This window comes from Paenibacillus sp. alder61, assembly GCF_020179875.1.
In the GTDB taxonomy this organism is placed as follows: Bacteria; Bacillota; Bacilli; order Paenibacillales; family Paenibacillaceae; genus Fontibacillus; species Fontibacillus faecis.
In genome coordinates this window covers 80,571-105,415 of record NZ_JAIUDG010000019.1, presented here as the reverse complement: position 1 = coordinate 105,415, position 24,845 = coordinate 80,571, and the positions used below count along the sequence as shown (strand labels likewise).

Sequence of the window (24,845 nt, the reverse complement as noted above, 5' to 3'; positions counted from 1 at the left end):
GGCGGGAAGAATGCCGCTTTCGGTTAGGTTTCGAGATGTTCCTTTAAAATTTCCAAACCTTTCCGAAGTTCATCCAGCGAAGATGTCGATGAGAGCGCAATTCTTAAATAGTTGCCCTGCGTTTTGCCCCCGGTCCAAAATCGGTCCGAATGATAAACACGAATCCCCTTACTCAAAAAGAAACTCTCCAGGCGGTTTCCGTCTGCAGGGTCGGATATGGGCAGCCATCTATAATAACTTAGCGGGTGGCCCGTGCGCGGAGAGTGGGGGAACAGCTCGTCGAATAAACGGTTGGCGGATAGAGCCAACTGTTTTTTCTTATCCGCCATGGCGCTGGCCTTTCCGGATAAAATCAGCTCGGTCACGATTTCGGCATCCAGGGATGAGGTTTTAACATTCATACTAAAAATCGCCTCGTGTATCCTCTTTTGAAAAACATCGCCGAAAACAAGATAAGCCACTCTCAGCCCCGAACAAATGGACTTGGAGGTGCTGCAAATATAAATCGTTTGTTCCGGGACATGCCGATAGATCGGCGGACTATAGAGGTCGGGAGTTTGAACCGACAAAAAGGCGTGGGGATCATCCTCGATCACGATCAAATGATGTTTCCGAATCAAAGCGGCCAATTCCTTCTTCCGGTATTCCGGCATCACAACCGCTGTCGGGTTACTACAGGAAGGCATGACAAACACGCCGTGGATATCCGATTGTTGACACTGATATTCCAGGGCGTGAGGCAGCATGCCGTGCTCATCTCCGGGAATCGGAACCAGCTTGACACGCAGCGATTTCGAAATTTCGATAAAGTTCGCATAGGTGTACATGTCTACCGCGACTCTTTGTCCGGGTTCAAACAGACCCAACAACGTGACGGCCAAAGCGTTCTGCGCTCCGGATACAATGCACACCTGTTCGATGTCCGCCTCCATACCAAAGCTCTTCATCCAATTCAGCGCGGCCGCTTTTTGGTGCGGCATTCCCGTAGGGTGATTATAATTGAAAAGCTGCTCCAAATAACCTTTCTCCATCACTTTTTTGGCGGCTTCGGCAACAAAGCTGTTGGTTAGTTCAAACGATTCGACAAAACCCAATTCGATGCACTCATGTGACATCTCTTTGGAAATGGTGATGGAGCGTGCGGCATTGGGGGAGACAAACGTACCGCTTCCGGTAACGGCATAAATTAAACCTTTCAATTCGCATAGTTTGTACGCGCGCGTAATCGTCGTAAAGTTGACGTCCAAAAAATCCGCCAGTTCCCTTTGGGGCGGGAGTCTGGTGCCTGGGGCCAGCAAGCCGTTCGTAATATCGTGTTCCAGTAAAGAGGCAAGCGACAGGTAAAGCGGGCGTGAAAGCGCTGTTCGTTCCGGTTTCCAAGACATAGGATAATCGGTAAATGAATTGATCGGCATAGGATAGAGACACCTCTTAAAATTGTAATCCATACAATTATAACATTGATTGTATGGATTTTCGCTGTTAAAATGACCTGGATAAGTCATCTACCAAGGAGTTGCAAGCACCATGAACGACAGAAACGAGGTTGCGACGGCGTTTCGCGCCGCCTTTCCCGTTACCCTTCCGATCCTTGCCGGTTTTTTATTTCTCGGGATCGCCTACGGGATTTTTATGAACGTCTCGGGTTTTGGTCCCGTGTACGCGATTTTAATGAGCCTGCTTATTTTTGCCGGTTCGATGGAGTTTGTGGCGGTCAATCTTTTACTCGGCGGGTTTAATCCGCTCGGCGCTTTGTTCCTGACTTTGATGGTCAACGCGCGCCATCTTTTCTACGGGATCTCCATGCTCGAAAAGTACAAGGGGACGGGGCTTAAAAAGTTATATCTTATCTTCGGTTTGTGCGATGAATCCTTTACCATCAACTACACGGCTAAGATCCCGCAGGGCGTGGACAAAGGGTGGTATATGTTCTTCGTAACCTTGCTGAATCACAGCTACTGGGTAATAGGGGCTTCGATCGGCGGGCTGTTCGGCTCCATCGTACAAATCAATATGGAGGGCCTTGAGTTTGTAATGACCGCTCTTTTTATCGTCATCTTTTTGGAGCAGTGGAAGAACGAGCCGGTTCATTACAGCGCTATCATAGGCTTGGCGGCGTCCATCGTATGTTTGATCCTCTTCGGGAAGGGCAACTTTATTATTCCCGCCATGGCATTGATTCTTTTCGTACTCACGTTGACCAGAAAGCCATTGGAAAAGAAAGCGGGTGAAACGGCATGACCATGAGTATAGTTGAACAAGTAATCACGATTGGTGTGATCGTGGCCGGAACGATGCTGACCCGGTATATTCCGTTTATCGTTTTTCCTCCGGGCCGCCCCACTCCCCGTTACATACAGTACCTGGGTAAAGTGCTGCCCTCGGCGACCTTGGGGCTACTGGTCATCTTCAGTGTTAAAGACGTAAACTTTACGGCGGGCAGCCATGGAGTTCCTGAACTCCTGGCCATGGCTATCGTGGCTTTCCTGCATCTATGGAAAAGAAACATGCTGTTGTCGATCGCTAGCGGGACCGTGTTGTATATGTTTTTGATTCAGTTTGTTTTTTGAGGTATTGTTAGAACGGAGAGGGGCCAACGTGAAGAGTCAGGGGATAAATGGGGGGGGATTTATGATAAACCACCAAGAGCTTTTCCCAATTGTAGAGAAGTTAGAGGAACATCGGATCAAATATGCGCTTGGCGGCAGCGGATTACTGTATTTTCTCGGCTTGACGGATTCGGTGAATGACTGGGACATCACGGTCGATTGTCCAAAAGAAGCTTTGCTTAAGGCCATTTCGGGTTATGAATGGATTGAACAGCCAAGCGGGGACGGCCTGTTTACCAGCGAGTATCGAATAAGTTTACGTTCTCTAAAAATAGACTTTATAGGTTGCTTTGCTTTGCGTTCGGAAGCCGGTGTCGTCCATTTGCCCGTGAGTCCCATGGAGAATTGGGACGGGATCCGGGTATCGAGTCCCGAAGTGTGGTATATAGCTTATGATCTTATGGGCCGGCAAGCAAAGGCGGATATGCTGCTAAACTATTTAAAATCGAATAAACAAAAAGTGAACTCGAATTTACTAAGTGATCTGTTAAAGATCACAGGCCTGACCTGTGAGTTGAGTCAGCAACTTCGATCACTGGATGTACACGCTTAAGAAGCCGCGAAATGACGCGGTTTTTTTATTAGTGGATTTAGCCAGTTGAGCACGCGAAGCGTGTGAAACAAAAAACCAGCTAATGGGGTCGTGATCATAGGAGTGTTCATATTACGAAAGCTAAAGGGGGTTAATGGCTAATCGAAGTGATTTATCACATACAAAGAGGCGCCTAGAGTGCTTCCAAACTTCCAACTCCAAAAAGATGCAAATCTGCAGCTATTTAGGCCAATCCCCGAGGAGATTGCGAAAAAAGATGCAAATCTGCAGTAATTTCCAGCGATTTTAGAGAAACGGGCCGGTTTCGTCAAAAATTCCTGCAGATTTGCAGGAATTTTGAAATTTTGAGTCCAAACAGGATAAAAGCATGCAGATATGCAGGAATTCTGTATTATCAAGGTTGTCTAAAGGGGTACTAGTAATAAACGCACCCTTTCAGGGTAGGCAAACTTAGTAGCTTGAACGAAATGAAAGCTAGCGCCTTTAGACGCGAGCCGGTAATAAAGGCTTTCAGCCGCAGAGCAAACTACCCGTTCACACGTGTGGTTTTGATTAAGTCCTCAATTAGTTGACTAAGTCAAGTAAATGGAATATCATTTAAGAAAAATTATCGTTGTTTTTCTGGAGGAGAAACTTATGAATTCCGTTTATAAACCTACCATCCATGCCGTCCGCAGGTTTAACCGATTTTATACGAATATCCTCGGTTTGCTGGACCAGCATATGCTGAACAGCGAATTTTCCTTATCGGAAGCCCGCGTGCTGTATGAAATCGGACATACGGAGTTATGTACTGCCAAACGGCTGATTGAGGAACTGAGTATTGATCCGGGATACCTGAGTCGGATGATCAAACGTTTTGAGAAAAAGGGCCTGACCCGCAGGGAACAGTCCGAAGAGGATGGGCGTCTGTTCTACTTATATCTGACCGATAAGGGAGAAGAGACGCTGGTCCGTTTGGACGCGCTGTCCGACGGCCAGATTCATCAGCTCATCAGCGGCCTGCCGATGCAGGATCAGCAGCAGCTCGTAGCCGGGATGACCTCGATCGAAGCGGCTTTGTCGGGCAAACCGGTAGTTGCCTCGGACCCGATCAGCATCCGCAATGAACTGCGGCCCGGGGATGCGGGGTACCTGATCCATCTGCACGGCTGGATTTACCAGGAGCGTGGCTACAATCACCGTTTTGAAGGTTACGTGTGCAAAACATTTTACGATTTTTTTGAGCACTACCGTCCGGGGAAGGACCGGTTCTGGTTTGCGGAAACCGAGGGGAACATGATCGGCGCGATTTCCATCGTGGAGCATTCACCGAGCAAAGCGCAACTGAGGTGGTTTCTCGTGCACCCCCAATACCGCGGTACCGGACTCGGCAGCAGGCTTTTGAATGAAGCAGTAGACTATTGCCGGGCGAAGAAATATCGGACCGTGTACCTGGAGACCACGGAAGATCAACAGCAGGCGATCGGCATGTATACGAAGGCGGGGTTTGTCAAAGTGGCGGAGCATCCAAGCAACGACTGGGGGAAGCCTTTGCTTGAATTAACCTACGAGTTGAAGCTGGGTCAGTAAAAAACAAAACCACCCTTTAATCGGGTGGTTTGCTCTATAGCTATACGTCTTTTTCAAAACTTATTTTATATGCCAGTCTGATCAGAAGGGCTGTTATACCCGTGACGACAGAGAGAGTGATCAGATAACTAAGCGATAATTTTTCCATATGCAAGATATACTTGTCGATGGCTTTAAACTGGATAAAAGCGGTTAAAAATCCGGTAATAAAAGCGATCATTCGGAAGGTGTCTTCTTTAAATCGGCAGTTTCTTAACGACAGCAACAATGGAGCCGAAAGATATATGGATGTAGTCGGTATCAACCCGATATAAGTAAAGGTATATTTCTGTGGAGAGGTCACACCGTTTGAAATGATATCCTTAATAAACTCGGATAGTACAATACCCATTGTCCAAAATAGGAAAAACAGCAGAAATTCAAGGACAAACCTATTCAAGTAACTACTTTTTTCAATGCCGATTTTTTTCTCTCTAATCACTTGAAAGATTACGATGAATAACAGTACAAGACACCAGTAATAGAAAATAACAGGCAAGTTGCCGGAGAAAAAACCGGACATCAGTTCAATCCCTTGCCCCAAGATGGTTTTAAGTAGTGAAAGCATCCGATCCCCCGTAACTAGTCTGAGAAATTCAGATTTTGAGGTTGGCGGGGGTATTTATCTGCAGCAGCCAGTGAATCGGTTACCGGTATATCTTTCCCCACTTCTTCAAAGCTGCAAGAACTTAACCACACCTGTCCATAACCGGATAGAAGAACGCCGATATTAATCCGGTTGGCTTCCTCTGGGACATCCAGGACGCAAGCATAATGATTCCATTCTGTCGTCCCTTTAATACATCGGGGCTCCATGTTGTCAAAGCCCAGAATATTCTCTGATTTATCATCGATACGCATCCACAGACCGCTCCAGCCGGTGATGTTCTCCGACTTTACAAAACCCGAGAAGCGCACTCTTTTCCCCAGAAAATCGGCCGCCTGAAATTGCTGCATAAGAGTACCGAAATCATTGTCATGAAAGGTTTCCCCTTCATTTGCGCGTAGGGTAACGGAGCAGTTACTGTTTATAAAAACTTTCTTGTCCAGTTCGCAACTATATTTCTCCGGTGTGGTACCTGTAAACAACCATCCTTTTATTTTGTTCAATTTCTCATCTCCCTTTTGTTTAATAAATACCCTCATCTGCTCTCTGTATTTTGATGGGGTCAAGCCATAGATTTTACCGAATGCTCTGGTAAAGGCTTCATGGCTTTCAAAACCTGTTAATAAAGCGATATCGAGAACCCTTTCATCGGTATATAGCAGCAGGTCTACCGCGCAGGCCATTTTTCGAGAACGGATGTATTGTGAGATATTTTTACCTACATACTTTTTAAACATCCTGTGAAAATGGTATTTGGAAAAACCCGTTTCTCTTGCCAAGTCATCAAGGCCGGGATTCTCGTATAAATGCTGCTCAACATAGGATAGACTACGCTGAATCATTTCCTCGTATATGGAAACCACCTCCTGACACCGACTATCTTACAACATCTTAAGATACTAGACTTGATATATTTTGCTGTGATTTAGATGCAAGGGGAGGGTGGGGCGTGGGGGAATTAACGCTTAACCCACGCCCGTTTGAGATCCATCTCCCGAATACATTCATCCGAGTCGTTTCCGTGAATATCAATCAGCGGTGTCACCGCATACGAAATCATCTCTTCCGACGAATAGGGACGCAGAATCGGATTCAGCGCCTCCAAGTCGTAAGTCTCTTCATCGAGCCACCGGCTTATGTCCTCCTTGGACAAAATCGCCGGCATCCGGCTCTCAAATTCCCCGATCAGCAAATTGGCTTCCGTCATGACCAAGGTGCAAGTACGGAGCGGTTCTCCTCTTGTATCCCGCCAAATCTCGTAAAGACCGGCCACTCCGAACATCCCGCGGTTTTTCATGACGACCCGCACCGGGTAAGCCCGCTTCCCTTCTTGTTTCCAATAGTAAAAGCCGTTGCAGGGTATAATGCACCGCTGCTTGTCCACCAATTTGCGATAGGTCGGATTCCGATGCACATTTCTTAGATCCGCATTGACCGCATCTTTTCCCCAATAGGGGATGAACCCCCAGCGAAACTCATCCAGAATCCGCTCCCCGTTTTGCTGAAGTACGACAGACATGGGCTGTGTCGGTCGGATATTATAACGGTTTCTATAATAAAACATCACGCGCTCGATCTCGAAATGTTCTTGAACCTCAGGCAGCTCGGCCGCCATGGAAAAACGTTGACACATTAAGCTTCAGCCTCCTTTTGATTTCTCGTATTGTTTGCCAAAGGAGGAAAATTATTCATTTGTCCCAGGAAAAAATTAACTTTTCCAGCCGGCGCAGCGATAAGGGGGAACCTACGATAAGGACCAAAGGAAGGTCTAGAATCGGCTAAAAATACTGAATAAAAAAAGATAAGGAATAAGAATATATAATTGTTCGAAAAAAATGAAATGAAAACGGGTGATCCAGAATGCTCACATTGAATCGTAAGATTGTTCTTATCGCACTGGTTGTATTAAGCGTGCTGGATTCATCAGCTTCCGCCATATCGGCTAAAAAAGAACCCCATCGTCTTGAAATTGAAATCTACCCCATGCGGCATAAATTGCTTGTTCTTGATCATGGTCAAGTTGTCAAGACCTATTCCGTTGCCGTAGGGAATCCGTCGACTCCGACACCTGTCGGGGATTTTAAAGTCATCTATAAAGGTACGAATTGGGGTCCTTCTTTCGGTCCACGGTGGATCGGCTTAAACGTACCCTGGGGACATTTCGGAATTCACGGCACGAATAAACCGTATTCGATAGGCCAGCACCTCAGCCATGGATGCGTCCGGATGTTTAACAAGGATGTGGTTGAATTATACGACTGGATTCCCGTCGGTACTCCGGTAAGAATATACGGGCATGTGCTTGGCGACCTGAACCATAATCCCAGGGATCTGGCTGAAGGGGATGCAGGGGGAGACGTACAGCTTATACAATCCCGTTTAAGGAGCGCCGGATATTTTCACGGGGTTTGTAACGGGAGATTCAAAGCGAGTACAACCGAGGCCCTGAAAAAATATCAGAGAGACCATCACCTGATTCCAAATGGGGTTGTTTCTCGTCAGGTTTATGAACAAATGGGTTTGATCGAATGAGATAAAAGGGAGCGGAATGGGTTAGCACGGATGGAGTCGCGGAAACGCGGCTTTTTTGTTGGATGGAGAACATATGTTTTGTATAATGAGATAGTATAAACTATAGAGGATGATTAGACAGCCTGATATAGGCGGGATAGGGGATGATTACATGCCCATTGAAATCAATGAGATTATATCGAAGAAAATATTGAGCGAGGCCAGGGGATATTTAAGCGTAGGATTTACCCACTCCTTAAATCCGTACAGCGGCTGCGCCTTTTCTTGCCATTATTGTTACGTCAGAGAATTGCCGATTCAACAGTTCAAGGACATTTCCTGGGGCGAGTGGGTGGATATTAAAATCAACGCTGCGGATAATTATCGGCGTGAAGTCATCGGGCTACGTCGAAAAAACAAACCGATCCATATTTTCATGTCCTCGGCAACGGACCCTTATCAACCGATCGAACGGAAAGCGGAAATCACAAGAAAAGTCCTTCAAGAAATGATCGAGCATCCGCCCGATTTCCTGCAAATCCAAACAAGGAGCCCGATCGTTACCCGAGACCTTGATCTTTTGGTCGCCTTAAAGAATAAATGTGAAGTCCTCGTATCCATGACGATCGAAACGGACCGGGACGATATTCGACGGATCTTTGCGCCGTATGCCCCCGGAATTCCATTGCGGTTAAAGGCATTGAAAACGATACATGATGCGGGCGTATCTACTCAAGCTTCCGTTTCTCCGGTACTGCCCTTTACCCCTGATTTTCCTAAAATGATGGATGGGGCGGTGGATCGGATTTGGATCGACACGTTGAATATAGGAGACGGAATGAACGGCCGGCGGTCCAAACGCCTAGGAATGCCTGAACTATTTGAAGCCCATGACCTAACAAAGTGGTACCGGCCGGATATTCACGCCAACGTAGAAAAATACTTCAGAAAATTTTATCCTGCTGAAATGATAGGTGTGTCGAAAAGCGGGGCTTTTCCCCTAAACTAACTATACTAGGACATTCAAGCGATTTTTGCCTGACGGTGATGTTCGGGAAGCAGCCTGTGAGATATATGTTTCGTAATGATCGAGAAGGCTGAAGTTCAGGTTTCCGTCGACACTTGATTCCAAAAGTTTCTGCAGCAACCCGCCCACGTCACTTTCCGGAAGCAATAATTGTTTCGTCCATTCGGGTCCGAGTTCCTGTTTTAAAGATTCGGGCATGGTTAAATCGCCTTTCAGGGGAGGGCCGCCCTGATCATCCAACACCCGTTGAAAGCCTCCTCCTGTCAGCTTGTCATAAAGCTTGGTGATGGCCTGTTGGAAACTTCCGTAAAAATGCTTAAGCGCCTGCTCCGTCTGCTGCATTTCCTGTTGAATGGCGGATTTCATGGCGTCTTTTTTCTCCTGATCTAAATTCGATGTGTCTACTTCTTCCAGCTTGGCGCGCAGTGGATCGAGACTTTGGGATAGCGAGCTCTGATAGGCTTCTTCGATTCCGTCCATTACACCAAGACCTTTGTTGATTAAATTTTCCTGTGACTTGCCCCTGTCTAGCAAAGCGCTTGGTTTCTCTTGCGGAGTGGTCTGCAGCTCCTCCCGCGTTAGATTTTCCTTTGCCTTCTCCTGGTTATCAAGGCTATGCGCCACCCGGTTCTTGATCGCGAGGATGTCCTTGCCATTCGGATCAATTGCTTGGATTTTTCCGTTATACAACGGATTGTTAGCGAAATTGCCGCCAATTTTCATACAATATCACCTCTATGTAAACTTATTCTATAATTACATCGGTTAATATCTGGAAAATCATAAGTTTTTGTTGATTTTTTATCGTCGATTCCTTAGGATATGGTACAATTTTTTCGGATTGTTCTTTCAAACCAAACCACTGAGGAGACAGGTTCAATCGATGTCTCAAGAATTGCACAGAATTAACTAACAAAGAGAAGAGTGAAAAACATGAAGATCGGCTTTTTTGATTCCGGAATCGGCGGATTAACCGTACTCCATCAAGCGATCCGACTCTTACCGAAAGAGGATTACATCTTTTATGCCGACACGGCCCACGTTCCTTATGGCGAAAAATCGAAAGAAGAAGTACGGAAATATATCCTTGACGCGGTTGAATTTATCGCGCAACAAAATGTAAAAGCACTGGTCATCGCTTGCAATACCGCCACGAGCATTGTCATTGAAGAACTTCGGCGGCGGTATGAGTTTCCGATTCTGGGGATTGAGCCGGCAGTTAAACCGGCGGTGGAGAGATGGGAAGGGAAACGTAAAAAGGTTCTGGTGTTGGCCACCAATTTAACCTTAAAAGAGAAGAAGTATCATGATCTGATCAGCAAGGTAGCTCACGGAGACATCGTTGACAGCTTGCCTCTTCCGGGACTTGTGGAATTGGCTGAGAAATTTGAATTTGACGAGAACAGCGTAATTCCTTATTTAGAAAAGGAGCTATCCGCTTTGGATTTGAGGCAGTATGGAACCGTGGTACTCGGATGTACTCATTTTCCCTACTTCGTAAAGGCTCTTCGTAAATTTTTCCCCGATGAAGTTGACTTGATTTCCGGAAGTATAGGAACGGCAAATCACCTGAAACGTATCCTCGAAGATAAGAATCAAATTAACGAGGGAAAAGGGGACATCGAATTCTATAAGTCGGGAACCAAAGTTGAGGACAAAGACACATTGTCAAAATATAAAGGGCTTTTTGAGATGTTGGATGATCTGGAGAAATTAAATTAAAGATGCAACACGAAAAATACCTCCTAGGCCGTAGTTACCCTACCGGCACAGGAGGTATGCTTTTTTTAGTTACCTTACTTTTAAAAAAAAATAATGCTTGCTTTAAAAGGGCGGGGTTGACGACGGAAGAAGCGAAGAATCGGAAAGGCAAAGCCGATACCCCTTGACCAGCGTTTCGCTGTTGTAGGTATCCGTTTCATAAGCGCGTTCAAAGCCGAGCCGCTCGTACAGCCGGACGGCGGACGCCATCATGTCCGACGTATGCAAATACAACGTCGAGGCACCGAGTCGAAGAGATCTCACCGCCGCTTCGCGAATCAGTTGCGTGGCGATGCCGCGTCCTCGCGCAGCCGGAGATACGGCGAGAAGTCGGATAATCGGAGAAGAAATGCCCATTTCCGGCTTGCCATACGCCTCTTGAGAGGAGAGGAAGAGCTGGACGCTTCCCACAATAATTCCTTCCAACTCTGCCACGATGCGGGCATAGGGAACCTCGCCGTAAACAGAGTCGCGTATGGATTGGGAGTACTCCTCCCACCGGGTCCCGGGCAGATCATACGCGTACTGTTGATAGGCTTCCAGCATCAGGTTGGCAATGGCTTCGCGCTCCCCGTCCCGCGCATCCCGAATCGTCACTTCCTGAACGGTTTTCATCCGACCACTCCTTACTCATTTATTGGATACTTAAGGGCTGGATGCCCCAAAAGACTGTGCATAGTATATCAATTTAAACCAATTAATCACATAGGAAATTATTAATATTAATACATTGATTAATAAATTCTATAAGACATTGAACTCCAATAAGATTGACATAAAATTGTCATCTGCCTAAGATAAGGATAATTATTCACCATTTCTTGCATATAAACCACCTAAACTAATTGGATAAATAGGAATTATAGTGAACTGGGGGGATTACCTTGAATATCGAGAATATCGAAGCTTTTGTCTACATTAATCATTACGGGAGCTTTAACAAGGCGGCCGACGTGCTTTATTTGTCACAGCCGACGGTGACGGCGCGGATTCAGTCGCTGGAACGGGAACTGGATTGCAGGCTGTTCGACCGGCTCGGGAAACAAATCCTTCTTACCGACAAAGGCAAACAGTTTTTACCCTATGCCCAAGAGATCCTGCACACCTTCCAAAAAGGAAAGCATCATCTGCAATCCAAACACACCCTTCCCAACGAGCTGAGAATCGGCAGCACCGTGTCGGTATCCAATTATCTCATGCCGGATCTATTGACGGCGCTGAGCCGCCGGTTTCCGGGCATTCACTTTAAACTGACTACAGCTGGAACGGATGAACTCGCCGGCAGGCTGACGGCCAAGGAAATCGATGTGGCCTTCGTCCGAAAGCAGATGAACCCGGCCTTCCAATCTTATCCTTTATTCGAGGATCCGATCCGTTTGTATGTATATCGCGACCATCCCCTGGCGGCAGCGGGAAAAGCCTCGATCCGGGATCTACGGCATGAGCCGCTCGTCTTCTTCGAGTGCGGATCCCTTGACTGGCTAAGAATTCACAGGGTATTCGAAAGCTTGGAGCAGCCGCCGAATATCGTTTTCCAGGTGGACAATGCCGAGACGGCCAAGAAGCTCGTCCTTGGAGGAGCGGGCATCTGTTTCCTTCCGGGATTATGCGCCAGGCACGAGGAGATGGAAGGATTGCTGATCCCGGTGGAAATCACCGAAACCGCGGGGATCTCCCTACAAACCCATCTCGTCGCCTTGACAGGCCAAAACACCGTGTTTTTGGACGCCTTGCTGGAGTGGGGCGTTCCTTGGTCTTATCGATGATTTGGATGGATGCATAGAAAAACTCTATTAGACGCGCCCTTTAAATCGCGTTAAAGTAAGTGTCAAACCAAATCATACTAAACACATGAGATTTATTGGTTAATGTTTGAACGTGTTGGAAGGGGGAAAAGGCGATGAAACCATCTTCATTAGGAGCCGTGATTGTCATTCTGCTTGCTGGGGTGATCGCGGGATGCGGCGGCGGCTCACAAAGCAACGGAGTGCAGAAGGAGGGCCAGGTACAAGCCGCAGGGGAGAATAGGACGAAGATTATCGTCGGCACGGGCACGTCTTTTCCTCGCATCTGCTTTATCGATGAAAACGGGAAACTGACCGGGTATGACGTCGAATTGGTTCGGGAGATCGACAAGCGGCTGCCGGAGTACGAATTCGAGTTTCAAACCCAGGAATTCGCGAACCTGCTGCTTAGTCTGGAGACGAGGAAAATCGACTTCGTTGCCCATGAAATGGAGAAGAACCCGGAGCGTACGGAAAAATACTTGTTCAATAAGGAGCCGTATGCGCACTGGCGGAACAGAATCATCGTAGCCAAAGATCATGACGACAGTATCCAAACTCTGGACGACCTGAAGGGAAAAAAAGTGCTGACGGGCGCCACCAGCGCAGCCGCCCAAATCCTGGAGAATTACAACAAGGAGAACGGTAATGCGATCGATATCGTCTATCAGAACGGCGCGGCGAATGACACGGTTAGCCAGATCACGACAGGGCGGGTGGAAGCCACGATCGGGGCGGACTTCACGCTGCCGCTGATCGATCCGGAAGGAAAGCTGAAGACGACGGGTGAACCGCTCTCCGAAGGGGACATTCTATTCGTCTTCCGCAAGAATGATCCGGAAAGCCAGAAACTATCGGACGCCATAGACAAGGCGATTCGGGAATTGAAATCCGACGGGACACTCTCTAAACTTAGCCGGGAGTGGTTGGGAGACGACTTTAGCCAATGATGCGATCACCAAAATAGGGAGAAGGGGAGTTAATGGGTGCGCCTTTCGATTTCTCGTATGTGCTTGATTTCCTGCCCAAGCTGGCGGCCACGCTCGGCATTACGCTTCTTATTGTCGCCGGATCTTTATTGCTCGGGATCGTGGTCGGCTTCCTGATCGCGCTGCCCCGCTTGTACAACGTCCCCTTAGTCGGGACGTTCTCCAAGGTATATGTGTCCTTTTTCCGGGGAACGCCGATCTTGATCCAATTGTTCCTGTTTTATTACGGTTTGCCCGAAATCCTGAAGCTGGTTGACGTCGACTTGTCCCGGACACCAGTGCTGCTATTCGTTATCCTGACGTACGGTCTTCACACGGGCGCATCCATGTCGGAGATGATCAGAGCCTCGGTCATGGCCGTGGACCGGGGCCAGGTTGAAGCCGCCTATGCGATCGGGATGAAGCGTCATCAGGCCTTTAGCAGGATCATCCTGCCCCAGGCGCTCGGCATCGCGCTACCTGTTTTTTCCAACACGGTTATTGCCCTGCTGAAAGACACTTCATTGGCTTTTACCCTCGGGCTCATGGAGATGACAGGGAAGGCGCAGACCCTCGGAAGCATTACCCAGCATTTTGTCGAGGCGTACCTGGCGCTGGCCGCCATCTATCTGGCCGTCAGTATGACGCTGCAGAAACTGCTGCTCAGAGCCGAACTTCGGCTGAGGAAGCATGAGGCTCCGGAGGCGCCGACGAAGCAGCCGTTCGGGCTGCGGAGAAAGGGACTCCGCCGGCGATTCGCCGCCGGATTGGAAACCGGGAAAGGAGGCGTGAAGCTTTGAACATCGATCCCTCGTTTATCTGGACCGCGTTCCTCAACCTCCTGTCCGCCGTTCCGACTACGCTGCTGATTACGGTTGTGTCCGTTACGGCAGGCTTTGTCATCGGTCTGCTTACGGCATTTGCCCGTTTGTATCAGGTTCCCGTGCTGAGCCAACTCTCCGCCGGCTATGTGACCTTCATTCGGGGAACTCCCATGCTGACCCATTTGCTGCTGATCTACTTTGGACTTCCGATGCTGCTGGAGGTACTGTCAGCCGGGATGGGATGGAAGTTTGATCCGGCCGCGATTCCGATGATCGGTTTTGCCTTCGTTTCCTTTTCGATTACGGCAGGAGCCTATATGTCGGAGGTCATCCGCTCGGGCCTGCTGGCGGTGGACCGGGGGCAATTCGAAGCGGCGTATTCCGTCGGTATGGCCACGCCGCAAGCCTTAAAACGGATTATCCTCCCCCAGGCACTGGCGGCAAGCTTGCCGAACCTGTCCAACTCGGTCATCGGCATGCTGCACGGCTCCTCGCTCGCTTTTACGGTGTCCGTTGTGGACATCAACGCAAAGGCACAGATCGTTGCTTCGACCAATTGGAAATTTTTCGAATCCTATCTGGCCGCAGCGGGGATTTTCTGGGGATTAACCCTCCTCCTCGAACGGCTGAGCGCTGTCATCGAAAAGCGTATCACATTGTATAACAGGGGAGGTATCACATGATCAAGCTGACGAATCTATCCAAATCGTTCGGCAGGCAACAGGTGCTGAAGTCAATCGACTTGACGGTGAACACGGGCGAAGTGGTCGTGATTCTCGGACCAAGCGGTTCCGGCAAAACGACGCTGCTGCGGTGCATGAACTATCTGGAGCAGCCAAACGGCGGGGAAATAGCAATCGGCAGCTTCTCGCTTCGCTGCAGGCGCGCTTCCAAGAAAGAGATCCACGAGCTTCGGCAGCGATCGGCCATGGTCTTCCAGCAGTATAATCTGTTCCGGCATAAGACGGCGCTGGAAAATGTGATGGAAGGGTTGATCGTCGTCCAAAAATGGCCGAAGGCCAAGGCGAGGGAGAAGAGCGCGGCCCTGCTGGAAAAGGTGGGGCTTGCCGGCAAGCTGGACGCTTATCCGAGCCAGCTCTCGGGCGGGCAGCAGCAGCGGGTGGGGATTGCCAGAGCGCTGGCCCTCGAGCCGGAAGTCATCCTGTTCGACGAGCCGACCTCGGCCCTCGATCCCGAACTGGTGGGGGAAGTGCTTGAAGTGATTCGCCGAATCGCCAAGGAGGGCATCACCATGATCGTAGTGACCCATGAAATGGGATTCGCCAGGGACGTGGCCAACCGCGTCGTGTTTATGGACGGCGGCGTCATTGTGGAGGAGGGAACGCCTGCGGAGCTGTTCCAGAATCCCCGGGAAGAACGGACCCGGCAATTCCTTAAGCGGATCGCGCCGGTGCCGAATTATAGTATTTAGGAGGCGAAAGACATGGGATTAACGATTAGCGTGCTGGACCAAAGTCCGATCTATCCGGGAGAAACGGCGGAGGAAGCGTTTGCGCATACCGTGGCGCTGGCCCGCAAGGCCGAAGAGCTCGGGTTCCGGCGATTCTGGGTATCCGAGCATCATGATTCGGATCAAGTGGCCGGTTCTTCGCCGGAAGTGCTCATCGCCTATCTGCTAGCGAAGACCAAGCGCATCCGCGTCGGCTCGGGCGGCGTTATGCTCCAGCATTACAGCCCGTACAAAGTGGCCGAAAACTTTAACGTCCTGGCGTCGCTCGCCCCCGGCCGCGTGGATCTCGGCATCGGCCGCGCGCCGGGAGGCTTGCCCCGCAGTACGCGGGCGCTCCAGCGCGGCGGGCCAGACCCGGCGTCGCTGACGGAGAAAATCGTCGAGCTCCGGAATTTCGTCCACAACAAGCTGGACGAAGATCATCCGCTCGCCGGACTGCGTGCCGCTCCGCTGCCGGAGACGGCGCCGGAGCTGTATGTCCTCGGCGCAAGCACCGCCAGCGCCGAGATTGCGGCCGAGCTCGGCCTCCCTTATGTCTTTTCCCTCTTCATCAATGGGGACGAGGGCGCGGCGCTGGAGGCGATTCGGAGCTATCGCCGGGGTTTTAACGGCTCCCACGGGACGGAACCGCAGGTCTTGCTGGCGCTCTCGGTCGTCGTGGCCGATACCGAGGCGGAGGCGGAGAGGCTGGCCGCGGCGCGGACGCTTGTCCGGATCCATCTGGCCGGCGGCAGGTCGCTGACGCTCGGAACGTTGAAGCAAGCGGAGGAATTCGGGCGGCAATCCGGCGAGCCGTATTCGATCGAAGAGCTGGAGCCCGCGGTGACGAAAGGGACGAAGGAGACCGTCCGCGCCAAGCTCCTGGAGCTGCAGCGGGCATCCGGCATCGACGAATTCATCGTGACGAGTCCTATCGAGTCTTTCGACAAACGGGTTCGCTCGTTCGAACTGCTGTATGCCGCGGTGGCGGAAAGCTCCACGGCGGCCTTTCAAACCGTTGCCGGAGGAGGCATAAACGAATAAGAGCGACGACAAGGAGGCAGGTGAGTCTTATGCCATATCCAACAACAATCGGCGAAGCCAAAGCCGACCGCTTCATTGAAATCCGGCGCCGGCTCCACCGTTACCCGGAGCTGTCGGGCGAGGAGTTCGAGACGACTCGCCGCATCCGGGAATGGCTGGGGGAAGCCGGCATTCGCATCCTGGACGTTCCGCTAGCGACCGGCATTGTCGCCGAAGTGGGCGGGTATCGGGAGGGGCCGGTCATCGCCCTGCGCGCGGACATCGACGCGCTTCCCGTCCAGGAGGAGACCGGATTGCCTTTCGCTTCGGAGATACCGGGCCGGATGCATGCTTGCGGGCACGATTTTCATACCGCGGCGCTGATCGGCACGGCCCATGCTCTAAAAGAGAGGGAACACGACCTTCCGGGGACGGTCCGCCTGATCTTCCAGCCGGCCGAAGAGAAGGCCAAGGGCGCCCGTCAGGTTATCGACAGCGGGGCGCTGGAGGGGGTCCGGGCGATATTCGGGATGCACAATAAGCCGGACCTGCCTGTCGGCACGATCGGCATCAAAGAAGGCCCGCTGATGGCGGCGGCCGACGGATTCATCGTGGAGGTGGCCGGCCGAGGCTCGCATGCCGCCGTTCCCGAGGCGGGGCTGGACCCGATCGTGACGGCGTCCCACATCGTGACGGCGCTGCAGTCGATCGTCAGCCGGAGTGTGAGTCCTCTGGAGAGCGTGGTCGTCAGCGTGACGAAGCTGCATGGCGGGACGACCTGGAACGTCATCCCGGACAGAGCGGTGCTGGAAGGGACGATCCGCACCTTTGACGAGAACGTAAGGCGACGGGTGCTGGAACGATTCAGCCGGGTTGTAGCGGGCGTCGCCGCCGCCTTCGATACAACGGCGGCCGTCCGCTGGATCGGGGGCCCGCCTCCCGTAATCAATGACGCCGCCCTGGCCGAGATCGGCCGGGAAACGGCAGCCGAACTTGGCTACGAGGCGGTGGTTCCCGCGCCGTCGCCCGCCGGCGAAGATTTTGCCGTATATCAACGGGAAATACCCGGCCTGTTCGTGTTCATGGGGACCGCAGGCCCCCACGAATGGCATCATCCGGCATTCGATCTGGATGAGAAGGCCGTTCCGGTCAGCGTGGATTTTTTTACGAAACTGGCGGAAAAGGCGCTTGAGACATGGAAAGTAAGTCGAATGGAGGAGAGGGTATGAGCGGCGATTTCATCGAAACCTTTTTAAATACCCGTCAGCGGCTGCTAGACGCCATTGAAGGACTAAGCGCGGAACAGCTGCAGTGGAAGCAGGCGCCGAAGGTGTGGAGCGTGCAGGAAGTGTTAGCCCATCTGGTTGATCACAGTATAATCACCTCGTTTCGCCTTCGCGATATTTTGGCGGGAACGGAGGAGCGGCTGCCCTTATTCAACCAAGACGCTTGGATCAGCGGGCAATATGCCAACGAAGGCGCCGTGTCCGATATTTTGGAGACGTTCACGGCCCTGCTGCATTATAATGCGCAGCTTCTAAGGCGGCTGAAGCGAGCGGATTTCGACCAAACCGCCGTCAACGCGAAGGGGGAGATCGTCAGTGTGGCGGATATCGTCCGTGGATTCATCCGGCATGTGGAGAACCATCTGGGCCAGATCGAGCGCATCAAGCAGGCGGCCGCGCCGGTTTGAGCTGCGCGGGACAGTGCGCTTAGGGGCCGCAAGACGCAGGACGAAAGCGAAGCGCCGAAGTCCGTAGCATCATTCATAAGGGAGGAATGGGAAATATGGCAAAGCAGAAGCAATTGAAGCTAGGCGCGCTTCTTCACGGTGTGGGAGGAGGAACGTCGATGTGGCGGCATCCCGATGCACAGCCTGACGCCAGCGTAAATTTCGGGCTCTACAAGAACTGGATACGAAAGGCCGAGGAGGGGAAGTTTGATCTGATTTTTATTGCCGATGGCCTATATATTACCGAGAAATCCATTCCCCATTTCCTGAATCGGTTCGAGCCCATCACCCTCTTGAGCGCCTTGGCGTCGGTCAGCCGGCATATCGGACTCGTCGGCACGCTTTCCACTTCGTACAGCGACCCTTTTACCGTGGCGCGCCAGTTCGCGTCCCTGGATCAACTCAGCGGCGGCCGCGCCGGCTGGAACGTGGTGACTTCGCCGCTCGAAGGCTCCGCGTTAAACTACGGCAGGAACGGAAAGACGGAACATCCCGAGCATGACAAACGGTACCGGATCGCTACGGAATTTTTGGAGGTCACCCGCGGTCTCTGGGATTCGTGGGAAGACGACGCTTTCGTGCGAAACAAGGAGACGGGAGTGTTCTTCGATCCCGCCAAGATGCACACGCTGAATCATGAGGGAGAGTTCTTCACGGTGAAGGGACCGCTTAATATCGCCCGTTCGAAGCAGGGGCAGCCGGTCATTTTCCAGGCGGGAGCGTCCGAAGTCGGGAAGAATTACGCCTCGAAGGAAGCCGATGCCGTCTTCACCGGTCATGAAAGTTTGGAGGATGCCGCAGCTTTTTATAAGGACGTGAAGTCCCGCGCGGTCTCGTACGGACGCCGGCCGGACGAAGTGCTGATCTTTCCGGGGATCAGTCCGATTATCGGGCGCACCCCGGAGGAGGCGGAGCTGAAATACCGGGAAGTGGCGAGCCTTGTGACGATCGAGAATGCGCTCGATTATCTTGGCCGCTTCTTCGAGCATCACGACTTCTCGCAATATCCGTTGGATGAGCCGTTCCCCGACCTGGGCGATCTCGGGAAGAACAGCTTCCGGAGCGGCACGGATAAAATCAAGAAGGATGCCAGGGAGAAAGGGCTTACCCTTCGGGAAGTGGCGCTGCGGGCGGCGACGCCGCGCGGCGATTTCATCGGGACGCCGGAGCAGGTGGCCGACCGAATTCAGCAATGGTTTGAAGGGGACGCCGCGGACGGCTTTATGATTGCCGCGGGCGTACCGAGAGGGCTTGAGGACTTCGTGGAGTACGTGGTGCCGATTCTGCAGGAAAGAGGGTTATACCGGACCGAGTACGAGAGTGATACATTGCGCGGCAATTTGGGATTGCCGGTGCCCGAAAACCGTTACGCAAAACAAAAAGCCCTCGTCACGCCGACCTAAAAAGCACGAGGCCTTAAACGAAAGAACAGCGGCCGATCCCGGAGTCTTCGGTTTGATCCGGGATCAGGTCGCTGTTCAGCCTTTTTATGGTTTGATCAGTGAAGAACAACCGTTGGATTAAGCGTTATTTCAAAGGCGCGTCCCCAAATATACTGCGGATTGTCACGATCCAGTTCGGCTCTCCTGTATTCCGCCAACGACCAGTTAGAACCTTGAATTTGCCGAACATTATACGCTTTGGACGTGTCACCCCTCAGAAAAGCGGGTTTGGTACGAAGCAGGTCCGTATAGGTTTGCATCTGATCCCGAAGCAGTTCGGTCAAATGTTGAAAATCGGACGGCGTATTGAAAATGAGCATATTTTGATCGGCTACACTTTGCGGCAGGTTCGTATATTTCATGTGGCTTCTTGAATAATTCCGGACTTCGGCTATGGCCATCGTTTTATAATAGTAGTCTTTCAGAAAACGCTTGAACAGGAGGGAACCGTGGGCATTAACCGCCTTGCCAAGCGCGGCGGGATGCTTCTCCGTAACCAGAAACGCATAGCGGGCTTGTCCCATGCCGAGGGAAATTCCGATTTTATTCCCCGCGGTGTTCCACGCGCTGTAACCCAGGATACGCCCGGTGCAGGAACTTGCCAACAACGCTTCCGTTACAGCGGAATCGGAGGCTCCCCCTCCTACAAAATCAACCACCACGGTAGCCTGATGATCGCTTCCGTTGCTTGCTACTCTGTTAGCGGCATCGGAAGCCCGGTCCGCTGCGGTGACGGCAATCACCTCCATATCCGGATCTTCCGAAACAAACTGACCGCCGATGATATCGATATGCCGCAGAAGGTTTTCATGCAAATTCATGTATTCATACGGATTAATGATTGTGGAACCATGAGGACCGTAATATTGAATGCTGACTTTCGTTTTGGCACCTTCCCTATGCAACTGGTTCGCCATGCGGGCCAAGAGGGAATGTCCCAAACCGTCCGCATCCGGCAGGATAATCGCTCGGTCCGGATTTTGCCCGCCGCTGCCGCCTAAAGCCTGGTTAATATAATTTTCCACGAAACGGATTTCATTGATCTGAACGCCTTCCGTCTTCGCATCGTCCACACCAACGGCCAGAAAATCAATATATCCGGGCTTGACAAGCTGGTCCAAAACGTACAGGTTAGTTTTAAATTTATGTTGGCGCGCATGGTAGTAGTGATTCTTATTAAAATAGATAGTGTCCCCGTAAGGAGTGCCGTCAATCGATAGGTCGTATCCATTTATAATCTCGTTGAATTCAGTGAACGGCTGCCTAGGCTGACCCATATGGTTCCGGGCTTCCGTATAGGCGTCAAAATTTAGATTCTCGACAAACGTGTTTGTGGCCAGCCGCATGATCGTATCAAGCACATAAACCGGCTTGCGAGGGTATTGCCGCTTCACCTTTCGAATCACATCGAGCAGATGAGTCGCATCGGCATCATATTCCGGGTACATGCCGCCTCCGCTCGTCCGCAGACGCCTGCTGCCGATAAGCCCGCCATAAACAAGCATATCGATGGAAATGATAAAGCCGTCGACCGATGCGGCGTGTTCCAAGATAAATTCACGGATATTAGCCGTGCGGCCGAAGCGGGGTGATGATGTGCCGAGAAGCTGATCGTCACAAGCGTCCGCTACGGAATCAAGCCGATTCCGGATATCGGACCTTCTGGGCGTAATGAGCTGCAGCCCTGCGGATTGCCCTTGCCGAATGACATCATCCAAATTGACCGGCCGGTCATCTAACGGTACGTATAAGATCTTCTTCATATTTCTACTCCTTTCAAAATGAGGATCAACATGCTTTCACTTATATAGGCAATAATAGGGACAAGGATACAACCGGCAATTCCTTTTTTTAAAATGGTAGAAAAAGGGGGCTTAAGTTGCCTTTACCCGCCTGTAACGGAAATGAAAAAAATACTGGACTATTCATTCCAGTTGGATTATACTTGAACTCGAAAGGAGGAGGTAGTATGGGACGGACCAAAGAGTTTGACCGGGAGCACGTGCTACGTCAAGCGATGGTCGTTTTTTGGGAAAAGGGATATGCGGCGACCAGCATACCGGATTTGTTGGATTCCATGGGGTTAAGCAGATCCAGTTTGTATGAAACATTTCAGGATAAACAGACGCTTTATTTAGAAGCTATTCAATATTACAAGAAAATGTCGCAAAAAAAACGCGATCTGCTGATCCAAGCTCCTACCGCTATCGAGGGCATCCGCCAGTATTTTGAGGTACATATCACGAACGCTTTTGCCGCGCATGGCGAAGCTTTCCCTAAAGGATGTCTGATCACGAATGCATCGATCGGTCTGGATGAGGTAGATGAGCCGTTGCGGGAGGCGATTCGCGAAAGATTTACGGAGTTGGAACGGCTGTTCTATGAGAAGTTGAAGAAAGGGCAAGAGACGGGGGAAATCGCTCCGGATAAAGATATTAAAATGTTCTCTTACCTGCTGCTGAATCTGAACCACGGCATCAATGTGATCGCCAGGAGCCAAGGCGATATTCAAAAAGTCCGCGCCATGATGAATGCGGTCTTAGAGATGCTGTAATATTTTTTTTAAACAAAATGGAACAATCATTCCAAAAAAACCTTCTGTTCGAAGCGAAGAAGGCAGGTCGAGTGTATCCAAAACGGAATGATCGTTCCGATATTAGGAAGAAGTATCCCATTAAAGGAGATGTTTTTGGATGACTACCATCGTGAAGAAAAAAGTGGAAAGTGCCGTTTCGTCTGGGATCATGCTGATTCTTGCTGTGGCGTGCGGTCTCATCGCGGCAAATCTGTACTATACCCAGCCGCTGGTGGAATCGATCAGTGCGGCGGTTGGTTTGTCTTCGGGAGCTGCCGGTTTAATCGTCACACTCACCCAAATCGGCTACGGAATCGGCTTATTATTTATCGTCCCCTTGGGAGATTTGCTGGAGAATCGCAAGCTGGTGGTGACGTTGTTGGTGCTGACGGCCGGTGTATTGATCGTCGCCGCCGAAGTCCGGAGCGCGGCATGGTTTCTTGCCGCCTCGTTGTTTATAGGTGTTGGGTCCGTAGCGGCTCAGGTTCTGGTTCCCTATGCGGCCCATCTGTCCCCCGATGAGACAAGAGGACGCAATGTCGGCAACGTAATGAGCGGTTTGTTACTCGGCATTATGCTGGCCCGTCCGGTTTCGAGTTTGGTGGAAAATTACTTCGGCTGGAGTGCGATCTTTATTCTTTCTTCTGTTCTGCTTCTGGTGCTGGCTCTTGTTTTGGCCAAATTGCTTCCGGCAAGACGGCCGCAAATCACGCTCAACTACCCGGAAATCCTCTCATCCATGCTGCAGCTGTTGAAGACGACGCCGATTTTACGGCGCCGGGCCCTTTATCACGCCTGCCTGTTCGCCATGTTCAGTCTGTTTTGGACGACCGTTCCCCTCGTTTTGACGAGTCCGTTGTTCCATTTTTCGTCCACCGGTGTCGCCTTGTTCGCTTTGGCGGGGGTATCCGGAGCGGCAGCCGCGCCTATAGCGGGCCGCTTTGCCGATCGGGGCCTGATCCGTCCGGCGACCGTTATATCCATCGCGCTGGTGATTCTTTCCGGCATTTTGCCGATTGTGTTTGCCGGAGGTTCGTTGCTCTCCGTCGTTGTCCTGGTGCTTGCCGCTATTTTGCTGGATATGGGCGTTTCCGCCAACCTGGTATTGGGGCAGCGGGCGATCTTCGCTTTGGGAGCTGAGGTGCGAAGCCGGCTGAACGGTTTGTATATGGCGATCTTTTTTGCCGGTGGGGCCATAGGCTCCGCAGTCGGGGGATGGGCTTACGCGACGGGCGGATGGAAAGCGGCGATGTGGCTTGGCGTTCTTTTTCCCGTCCTGGCCTTGGTGTATTTCCTTACGGAAAGAAAGGGAAAAGCGGCTTGATGCACACGACTTGGGTTCCCTATTGACTGGGTTCAGGGAAATTTTTCTTGTCTATTTTTCGAAAAAATCTTGGTAAGGTAGGAGGGGGAGCAAACCATGAAGAGGTGATACGCTAACATGATGAAAAAACGCTGTTTATTTTGCGATGAGATTGTCCCTACTAAATCGGAAAGCAATTATGACAGATATATAGGCTGCTCCTGTTCTCCCGGCGGATACTACAGCCTGCGGTCAGACAGCTATGAAGCTATCCAGTCGTTCACGCACCAAAAGAAGAGAGAGATGTTTCATTTAATATCCGCTTATATCCGGGAGCGGACGGACTCTGATGATAAGGTTACGCTAACCGTCAACGATTTGGAATCCATCGCAAACTCGCCAGAAATTCCCCTGACCCTTGAGGACAAAGGACATCGTTTACTTCAGTACTTATACAGACACGCCGGCAATCCGGGGGAATCGGTCGTCATTCATCCGCTCTCCAGCAACTATAACCTGACGTATTCTCCCAATCTACAAGAACTGGTGTACATTATCGATAAGTTGAGGAACGAGCATCTGCTCGTCCGAGAGGGAATCAACTTTCAGCTTACCGAAAAGGGGTGGAGCGAAGCAGCCGCTATCGGCGGAGGAAAAAAACGGACCCCGTGCTCCGTGCTTCTTCCTGATCAGGAAGAGCTGCGATCGGAGTGGCTCGGCGGACTGCTGCCAAAAATCGAGAAGTACGGCTACCAGCCTCGCGTTGTTACGCTTTCGGGTGCGAAAAACGGGGAAGAGGAATTCTCTTTGGAAAGAATCTCGGAGAGTAAACTGATGATCGCCGATTTAACGGGGCAATCTTCCGAAGTTTATTTTGCGGCCGGTTATGCGTTCGGTTTGAATATCCCGATCATTTGGACGGTTCACAGCAGTGGGGCCCATATACAACTTCCCGGAATCGAAGAGATTCGTCCCATTGTTTGGGAGAGCGTAGAAGAACTGGCGGTTATACTCCAACATAAGTTGGGTTAGGTTCTGTCAGAAAATGAAATTTTCATAGCGCCA

General features: G+C 51.0%; 26 protein-coding genes. 19 read left to right on the top strand and 7 right to left on the bottom strand.

Going from position 1 to position 24,845, the window contains the following annotated elements; genetic code table 11:
- Positions 1-23: 23 nt before the first annotated feature.
- Positions 24-1,415 (bottom strand): PLP-dependent aminotransferase family protein, encoded by a 1,392-nt coding sequence (locus tag LBW89_RS19780; RefSeq protein WP_225039985.1) that lies wholly within the window; start codon positions 1,413-1,415, stop codon positions 24-26.
- Positions 1,416-1,527: 112 nt separating this feature from the next.
- On the opposite strand from LBW89_RS19780, the gene azlC reads away from it, so the two are divergent.
- The 4 genes from azlC to LBW89_RS19760 all read left to right on the top strand — a co-directional run bounded on the left by azlC (position 1,528) and on the right by LBW89_RS19760 (position 4,734).
- Positions 1,528-2,241 (top strand): azaleucine resistance protein AzlC, encoded by a 714-nt coding sequence (azlC, locus tag LBW89_RS19775; protein ID WP_148457707.1) that lies wholly within the window; start codon positions 1,528-1,530, stop codon positions 2,239-2,241.
- Positions 2,238-2,570, top strand: a complete 333-nt coding sequence (locus LBW89_RS19770; protein WP_148457706.1) for a branched-chain amino acid transporter permease — start codon at positions 2,238-2,240, stop codon at positions 2,568-2,570. The genes azlC and LBW89_RS19770 overlap by 4 nt, the downstream gene beginning before the upstream one ends.
- 61 nt (positions 2,571-2,631) lie before the next feature.
- A complete protein-coding gene (locus tag LBW89_RS19765) occupies positions 2,632-3,162 on the top strand; it encodes a hypothetical protein (RefSeq protein WP_225039983.1) in 531 nt (176 codons plus the stop codon).
- Between the two features lie 636 nt (positions 3,163-3,798).
- Positions 3,799-4,734, top strand: a complete 936-nt coding sequence (locus LBW89_RS19760; protein ID WP_148457704.1) for a helix-turn-helix domain-containing GNAT family N-acetyltransferase — start codon at positions 3,799-3,801, stop codon at positions 4,732-4,734.
- A gap of 40 nt (positions 4,735-4,774) precedes the next feature.
- Here LBW89_RS19760 and LBW89_RS19755 read toward each other — a convergent pair whose 3' ends face one another.
- The 3 genes from LBW89_RS19755 to LBW89_RS19745 all read right to left on the bottom strand — a co-directional run bounded on the left by LBW89_RS19755 (position 4,775) and on the right by LBW89_RS19745 (position 7,013).
- On the bottom strand, positions 4,775-5,341 hold the full coding sequence (locus LBW89_RS19755; RefSeq protein WP_225039981.1) for a DUF5823 family protein: 567 nt from the start codon (positions 5,339-5,341) through the stop codon (positions 4,775-4,777).
- Positions 5,342-5,355: 14 nt separating this feature from the next.
- On the bottom strand, positions 5,356-6,222 hold the full coding sequence (locus tag LBW89_RS19750) for a helix-turn-helix domain-containing protein (protein WP_225039979.1): 867 nt from the start codon (positions 6,220-6,222) through the stop codon (positions 5,356-5,358).
- 116 nt (positions 6,223-6,338) lie between these two features.
- Positions 6,339-7,013 carry an SOS response-associated peptidase gene (locus LBW89_RS19745; RefSeq protein ID WP_225039977.1) on the bottom strand — a complete coding sequence of 225 codons (675 nt, stop codon included), beginning with the start codon at positions 7,011-7,013 and terminating at the stop codon, positions 6,339-6,341.
- Between the two features lie 227 nt (positions 7,014-7,240).
- Here LBW89_RS19745 and LBW89_RS19740 point away from each other — a divergent pair, with 227 nt between their 5' ends.
- Both LBW89_RS19740 and LBW89_RS19735 read left to right on the top strand, forming a co-directional pair.
- A complete protein-coding gene (locus LBW89_RS19740) occupies positions 7,241-7,912 on the top strand; it encodes a L,D-transpeptidase family protein (RefSeq protein ID WP_225039975.1) in 672 nt (223 codons plus the stop codon).
- A gap of 151 nt (positions 7,913-8,063) precedes the next feature.
- Positions 8,064-8,900: an SPL family radical SAM protein gene (locus LBW89_RS19735; RefSeq protein ID WP_225039973.1), complete on the top strand. Its 837-nt coding sequence runs from the start codon at positions 8,064-8,066 to the stop codon at positions 8,898-8,900.
- Here LBW89_RS19735 and LBW89_RS19730 read toward each other — a convergent pair whose 3' ends face one another.
- Entirely contained in the window at positions 8,901-9,641 is a 741-nt protein-coding gene (locus tag LBW89_RS19730) for a hypothetical protein (protein WP_225039971.1), read from the bottom strand.
- 210 nt (positions 9,642-9,851) lie between these two features.
- Between LBW89_RS19730 and murI the strand changes: the two genes are divergently transcribed.
- Complete coding sequence (gene murI, locus LBW89_RS19725; protein WP_225039970.1) at positions 9,852-10,640, top strand: glutamate racemase; 789 nt, start codon at positions 9,852-9,854, stop codon at positions 10,638-10,640.
- Positions 10,641-10,742: 102 nt separating this feature from the next.
- Here murI and LBW89_RS19720 read toward each other — a convergent pair whose 3' ends face one another.
- Positions 10,743-11,294 (bottom strand): GNAT family N-acetyltransferase, encoded by a 552-nt coding sequence (locus tag LBW89_RS19720; protein WP_225039968.1) that lies wholly within the window; start codon positions 11,292-11,294, stop codon positions 10,743-10,745.
- A 269-nt stretch (positions 11,295-11,563) separates the two neighbouring features.
- Here LBW89_RS19720 and LBW89_RS19715 point away from each other — a divergent pair, with 269 nt between their 5' ends.
- From LBW89_RS19715 to LBW89_RS19675, 9 genes are all read left to right on the top strand, one after another.
- Complete coding sequence (locus LBW89_RS19715; protein ID WP_148457696.1) at positions 11,564-12,445, top strand: LysR family transcriptional regulator; 882 nt, start codon at positions 11,564-11,566, stop codon at positions 12,443-12,445.
- A 134-nt stretch (positions 12,446-12,579) separates the two neighbouring features.
- Positions 12,580-13,413 carry a transporter substrate-binding domain-containing protein gene (locus LBW89_RS19710; RefSeq protein WP_225039967.1) on the top strand — a complete coding sequence of 278 codons (834 nt, stop codon included), beginning with the start codon at positions 12,580-12,582 and terminating at the stop codon, positions 13,411-13,413.
- Between the two features lie 32 nt (positions 13,414-13,445).
- On the top strand, positions 13,446-14,231 hold the full coding sequence (locus LBW89_RS19705) for an amino acid ABC transporter permease (RefSeq protein WP_148457694.1): 786 nt from the start codon (positions 13,446-13,448) through the stop codon (positions 14,229-14,231).
- Positions 14,228-14,938, top strand: coding sequence for an amino acid ABC transporter permease (locus LBW89_RS19700; protein WP_225039965.1), 711 nt, complete (start codon positions 14,228-14,230; stop codon positions 14,936-14,938). The genes LBW89_RS19705 and LBW89_RS19700 overlap by 4 nt, the downstream gene beginning before the upstream one ends.
- Positions 14,935-15,687: an amino acid ABC transporter ATP-binding protein gene (locus LBW89_RS19695; RefSeq protein ID WP_213505733.1), complete on the top strand. Its 753-nt coding sequence runs from the start codon at positions 14,935-14,937 to the stop codon at positions 15,685-15,687. Before LBW89_RS19700 ends, LBW89_RS19695 begins: the two co-directional genes overlap by 4 nt.
- Before the next feature lie 12 nt (positions 15,688-15,699).
- Complete coding sequence (locus LBW89_RS19690) at positions 15,700-16,749, top strand: LLM class flavin-dependent oxidoreductase (RefSeq protein WP_225039962.1); 1,050 nt, start codon at positions 15,700-15,702, stop codon at positions 16,747-16,749.
- Between the two features lie 29 nt (positions 16,750-16,778).
- The gene (locus tag LBW89_RS19685) at positions 16,779-17,957 is read left to right on the top strand and encodes a M20 peptidase aminoacylase family protein (protein WP_225039961.1); all 1,179 of its coding nucleotides are present in this window, start codon (positions 16,779-16,781) and stop codon (positions 17,955-17,957) included.
- Positions 17,954-18,421 (top strand): DinB family protein, encoded by a 468-nt coding sequence (locus tag LBW89_RS19680; protein WP_148457690.1) that lies wholly within the window; start codon positions 17,954-17,956, stop codon positions 18,419-18,421. Before LBW89_RS19685 ends, LBW89_RS19680 begins: the two co-directional genes overlap by 4 nt.
- A 95-nt stretch (positions 18,422-18,516) precedes the next feature.
- On the top strand, positions 18,517-19,863 hold the full coding sequence (locus LBW89_RS19675; protein WP_225039960.1) for an LLM class flavin-dependent oxidoreductase: 1,347 nt from the start codon (positions 18,517-18,519) through the stop codon (positions 19,861-19,863).
- A gap of 95 nt (positions 19,864-19,958) precedes the next feature.
- Here LBW89_RS19675 and LBW89_RS19670 read toward each other — a convergent pair whose 3' ends face one another.
- Positions 19,959-21,665 carry a DUF4127 family protein gene (locus LBW89_RS19670; RefSeq protein WP_225039958.1) on the bottom strand — a complete coding sequence of 569 codons (1,707 nt, stop codon included), beginning with the start codon at positions 21,663-21,665 and terminating at the stop codon, positions 19,959-19,961.
- Positions 21,666-21,871: 206 nt separating this feature from the next.
- Here LBW89_RS19670 and LBW89_RS19665 point away from each other — a divergent pair, with 206 nt between their 5' ends.
- The 3 genes from LBW89_RS19665 (at position 21,872) to LBW89_RS19655 (ending at position 24,812) form a co-directional block, all read left to right on the top strand.
- Entirely contained in the window at positions 21,872-22,456 is a 585-nt protein-coding gene (locus LBW89_RS19665) for a TetR/AcrR family transcriptional regulator (RefSeq protein ID WP_148457687.1), read from the top strand.
- A 139-nt stretch (positions 22,457-22,595) separates the two neighbouring features.
- Positions 22,596-23,801, top strand: coding sequence for an MFS transporter (locus LBW89_RS19660; protein ID WP_225039956.1), 1,206 nt, complete (start codon positions 22,596-22,598; stop codon positions 23,799-23,801).
- Between the two features lie 117 nt (positions 23,802-23,918).
- Positions 23,919-24,812: a hypothetical protein gene (locus tag LBW89_RS19655; protein ID WP_225039953.1), complete on the top strand. Its 894-nt coding sequence runs from the start codon at positions 23,919-23,921 to the stop codon at positions 24,810-24,812.
- Positions 24,813-24,845 lie beyond the last annotated feature (33 nt).

Coding starts and splice junctions, on each gene's coding strand:
- LBW89_RS19780 (WP_225039985.1), bottom strand. CDS start 1,415: ATGCCGATCAATTCATTTACCGATTATCCTATGTCTTGGAAACCGGAA.
- LBW89_RS19750 (WP_225039979.1), bottom strand. CDS start 6,222: ATGATTCAGCGTAGTCTATCCTATGTTGAGCAGCATTTATACGAGAAT.
- LBW89_RS19685 (WP_225039961.1), top strand. CDS start 16,779: ATGCCATATCCAACAACAATCGGCGAAGCCAAAGCCGACCGCTTCATT.
- LBW89_RS19740 (WP_225039975.1), top strand. CDS start 7,241: ATGCTCACATTGAATCGTAAGATTGTTCTTATCGCACTGGTTGTATTA.
- LBW89_RS19705 (WP_148457694.1), top strand. CDS start 13,446: ATGGGTGCGCCTTTCGATTTCTCGTATGTGCTTGATTTCCTGCCCAAG.
- murI (WP_225039970.1), top strand. CDS start 9,852: ATGAAGATCGGCTTTTTTGATTCCGGAATCGGCGGATTAACCGTACTC.
- LBW89_RS19770 (WP_148457706.1), top strand. CDS start 2,238: ATGACCATGAGTATAGTTGAACAAGTAATCACGATTGGTGTGATCGTG.
- LBW89_RS19760 (WP_148457704.1), top strand. CDS start 3,799: ATGAATTCCGTTTATAAACCTACCATCCATGCCGTCCGCAGGTTTAAC.
- LBW89_RS19665 (WP_148457687.1), top strand. CDS start 21,872: ATGGGACGGACCAAAGAGTTTGACCGGGAGCACGTGCTACGTCAAGCG.
- LBW89_RS19695 (WP_213505733.1), top strand. CDS start 14,935: ATGATCAAGCTGACGAATCTATCCAAATCGTTCGGCAGGCAACAGGTG.
- LBW89_RS19730 (WP_225039971.1), bottom strand. CDS start 9,641: ATGAAAATTGGCGGCAATTTCGCTAACAATCCGTTGTATAACGGAAAA.
- LBW89_RS19765 (WP_225039983.1), top strand. CDS start 2,632: ATGATAAACCACCAAGAGCTTTTCCCAATTGTAGAGAAGTTAGAGGAA.
- LBW89_RS19735 (WP_225039973.1), top strand. CDS start 8,064: ATGCCCATTGAAATCAATGAGATTATATCGAAGAAAATATTGAGCGAG.
- LBW89_RS19660 (WP_225039956.1), top strand. CDS start 22,596: ATGACTACCATCGTGAAGAAAAAAGTGGAAAGTGCCGTTTCGTCTGGG.
- LBW89_RS19710 (WP_225039967.1), top strand. CDS start 12,580: ATGAAACCATCTTCATTAGGAGCCGTGATTGTCATTCTGCTTGCTGGG.
- LBW89_RS19680 (WP_148457690.1), top strand. CDS start 17,954: ATGAGCGGCGATTTCATCGAAACCTTTTTAAATACCCGTCAGCGGCTG.
- LBW89_RS19675 (WP_225039960.1), top strand. CDS start 18,517: ATGGCAAAGCAGAAGCAATTGAAGCTAGGCGCGCTTCTTCACGGTGTG.
- azlC (WP_148457707.1), top strand. CDS start 1,528: ATGAACGACAGAAACGAGGTTGCGACGGCGTTTCGCGCCGCCTTTCCC.
- LBW89_RS19670 (WP_225039958.1), bottom strand. CDS start 21,665: ATGAAGAAGATCTTATACGTACCGTTAGATGACCGGCCGGTCAATTTG.
- LBW89_RS19655 (WP_225039953.1), top strand. CDS start 23,919: ATGATGAAAAAACGCTGTTTATTTTGCGATGAGATTGTCCCTACTAAA.
- LBW89_RS19690 (WP_225039962.1), top strand. CDS start 15,700: ATGGGATTAACGATTAGCGTGCTGGACCAAAGTCCGATCTATCCGGGA.
- LBW89_RS19755 (WP_225039981.1), bottom strand. CDS start 5,341: ATGCTTTCACTACTTAAAACCATCTTGGGGCAAGGGATTGAACTGATG.
- LBW89_RS19745 (WP_225039977.1), bottom strand. CDS start 7,013: ATGTGTCAACGTTTTTCCATGGCGGCCGAGCTGCCTGAGGTTCAAGAA.
- LBW89_RS19720 (WP_225039968.1), bottom strand. CDS start 11,294: ATGAAAACCGTTCAGGAAGTGACGATTCGGGATGCGCGGGACGGGGAG.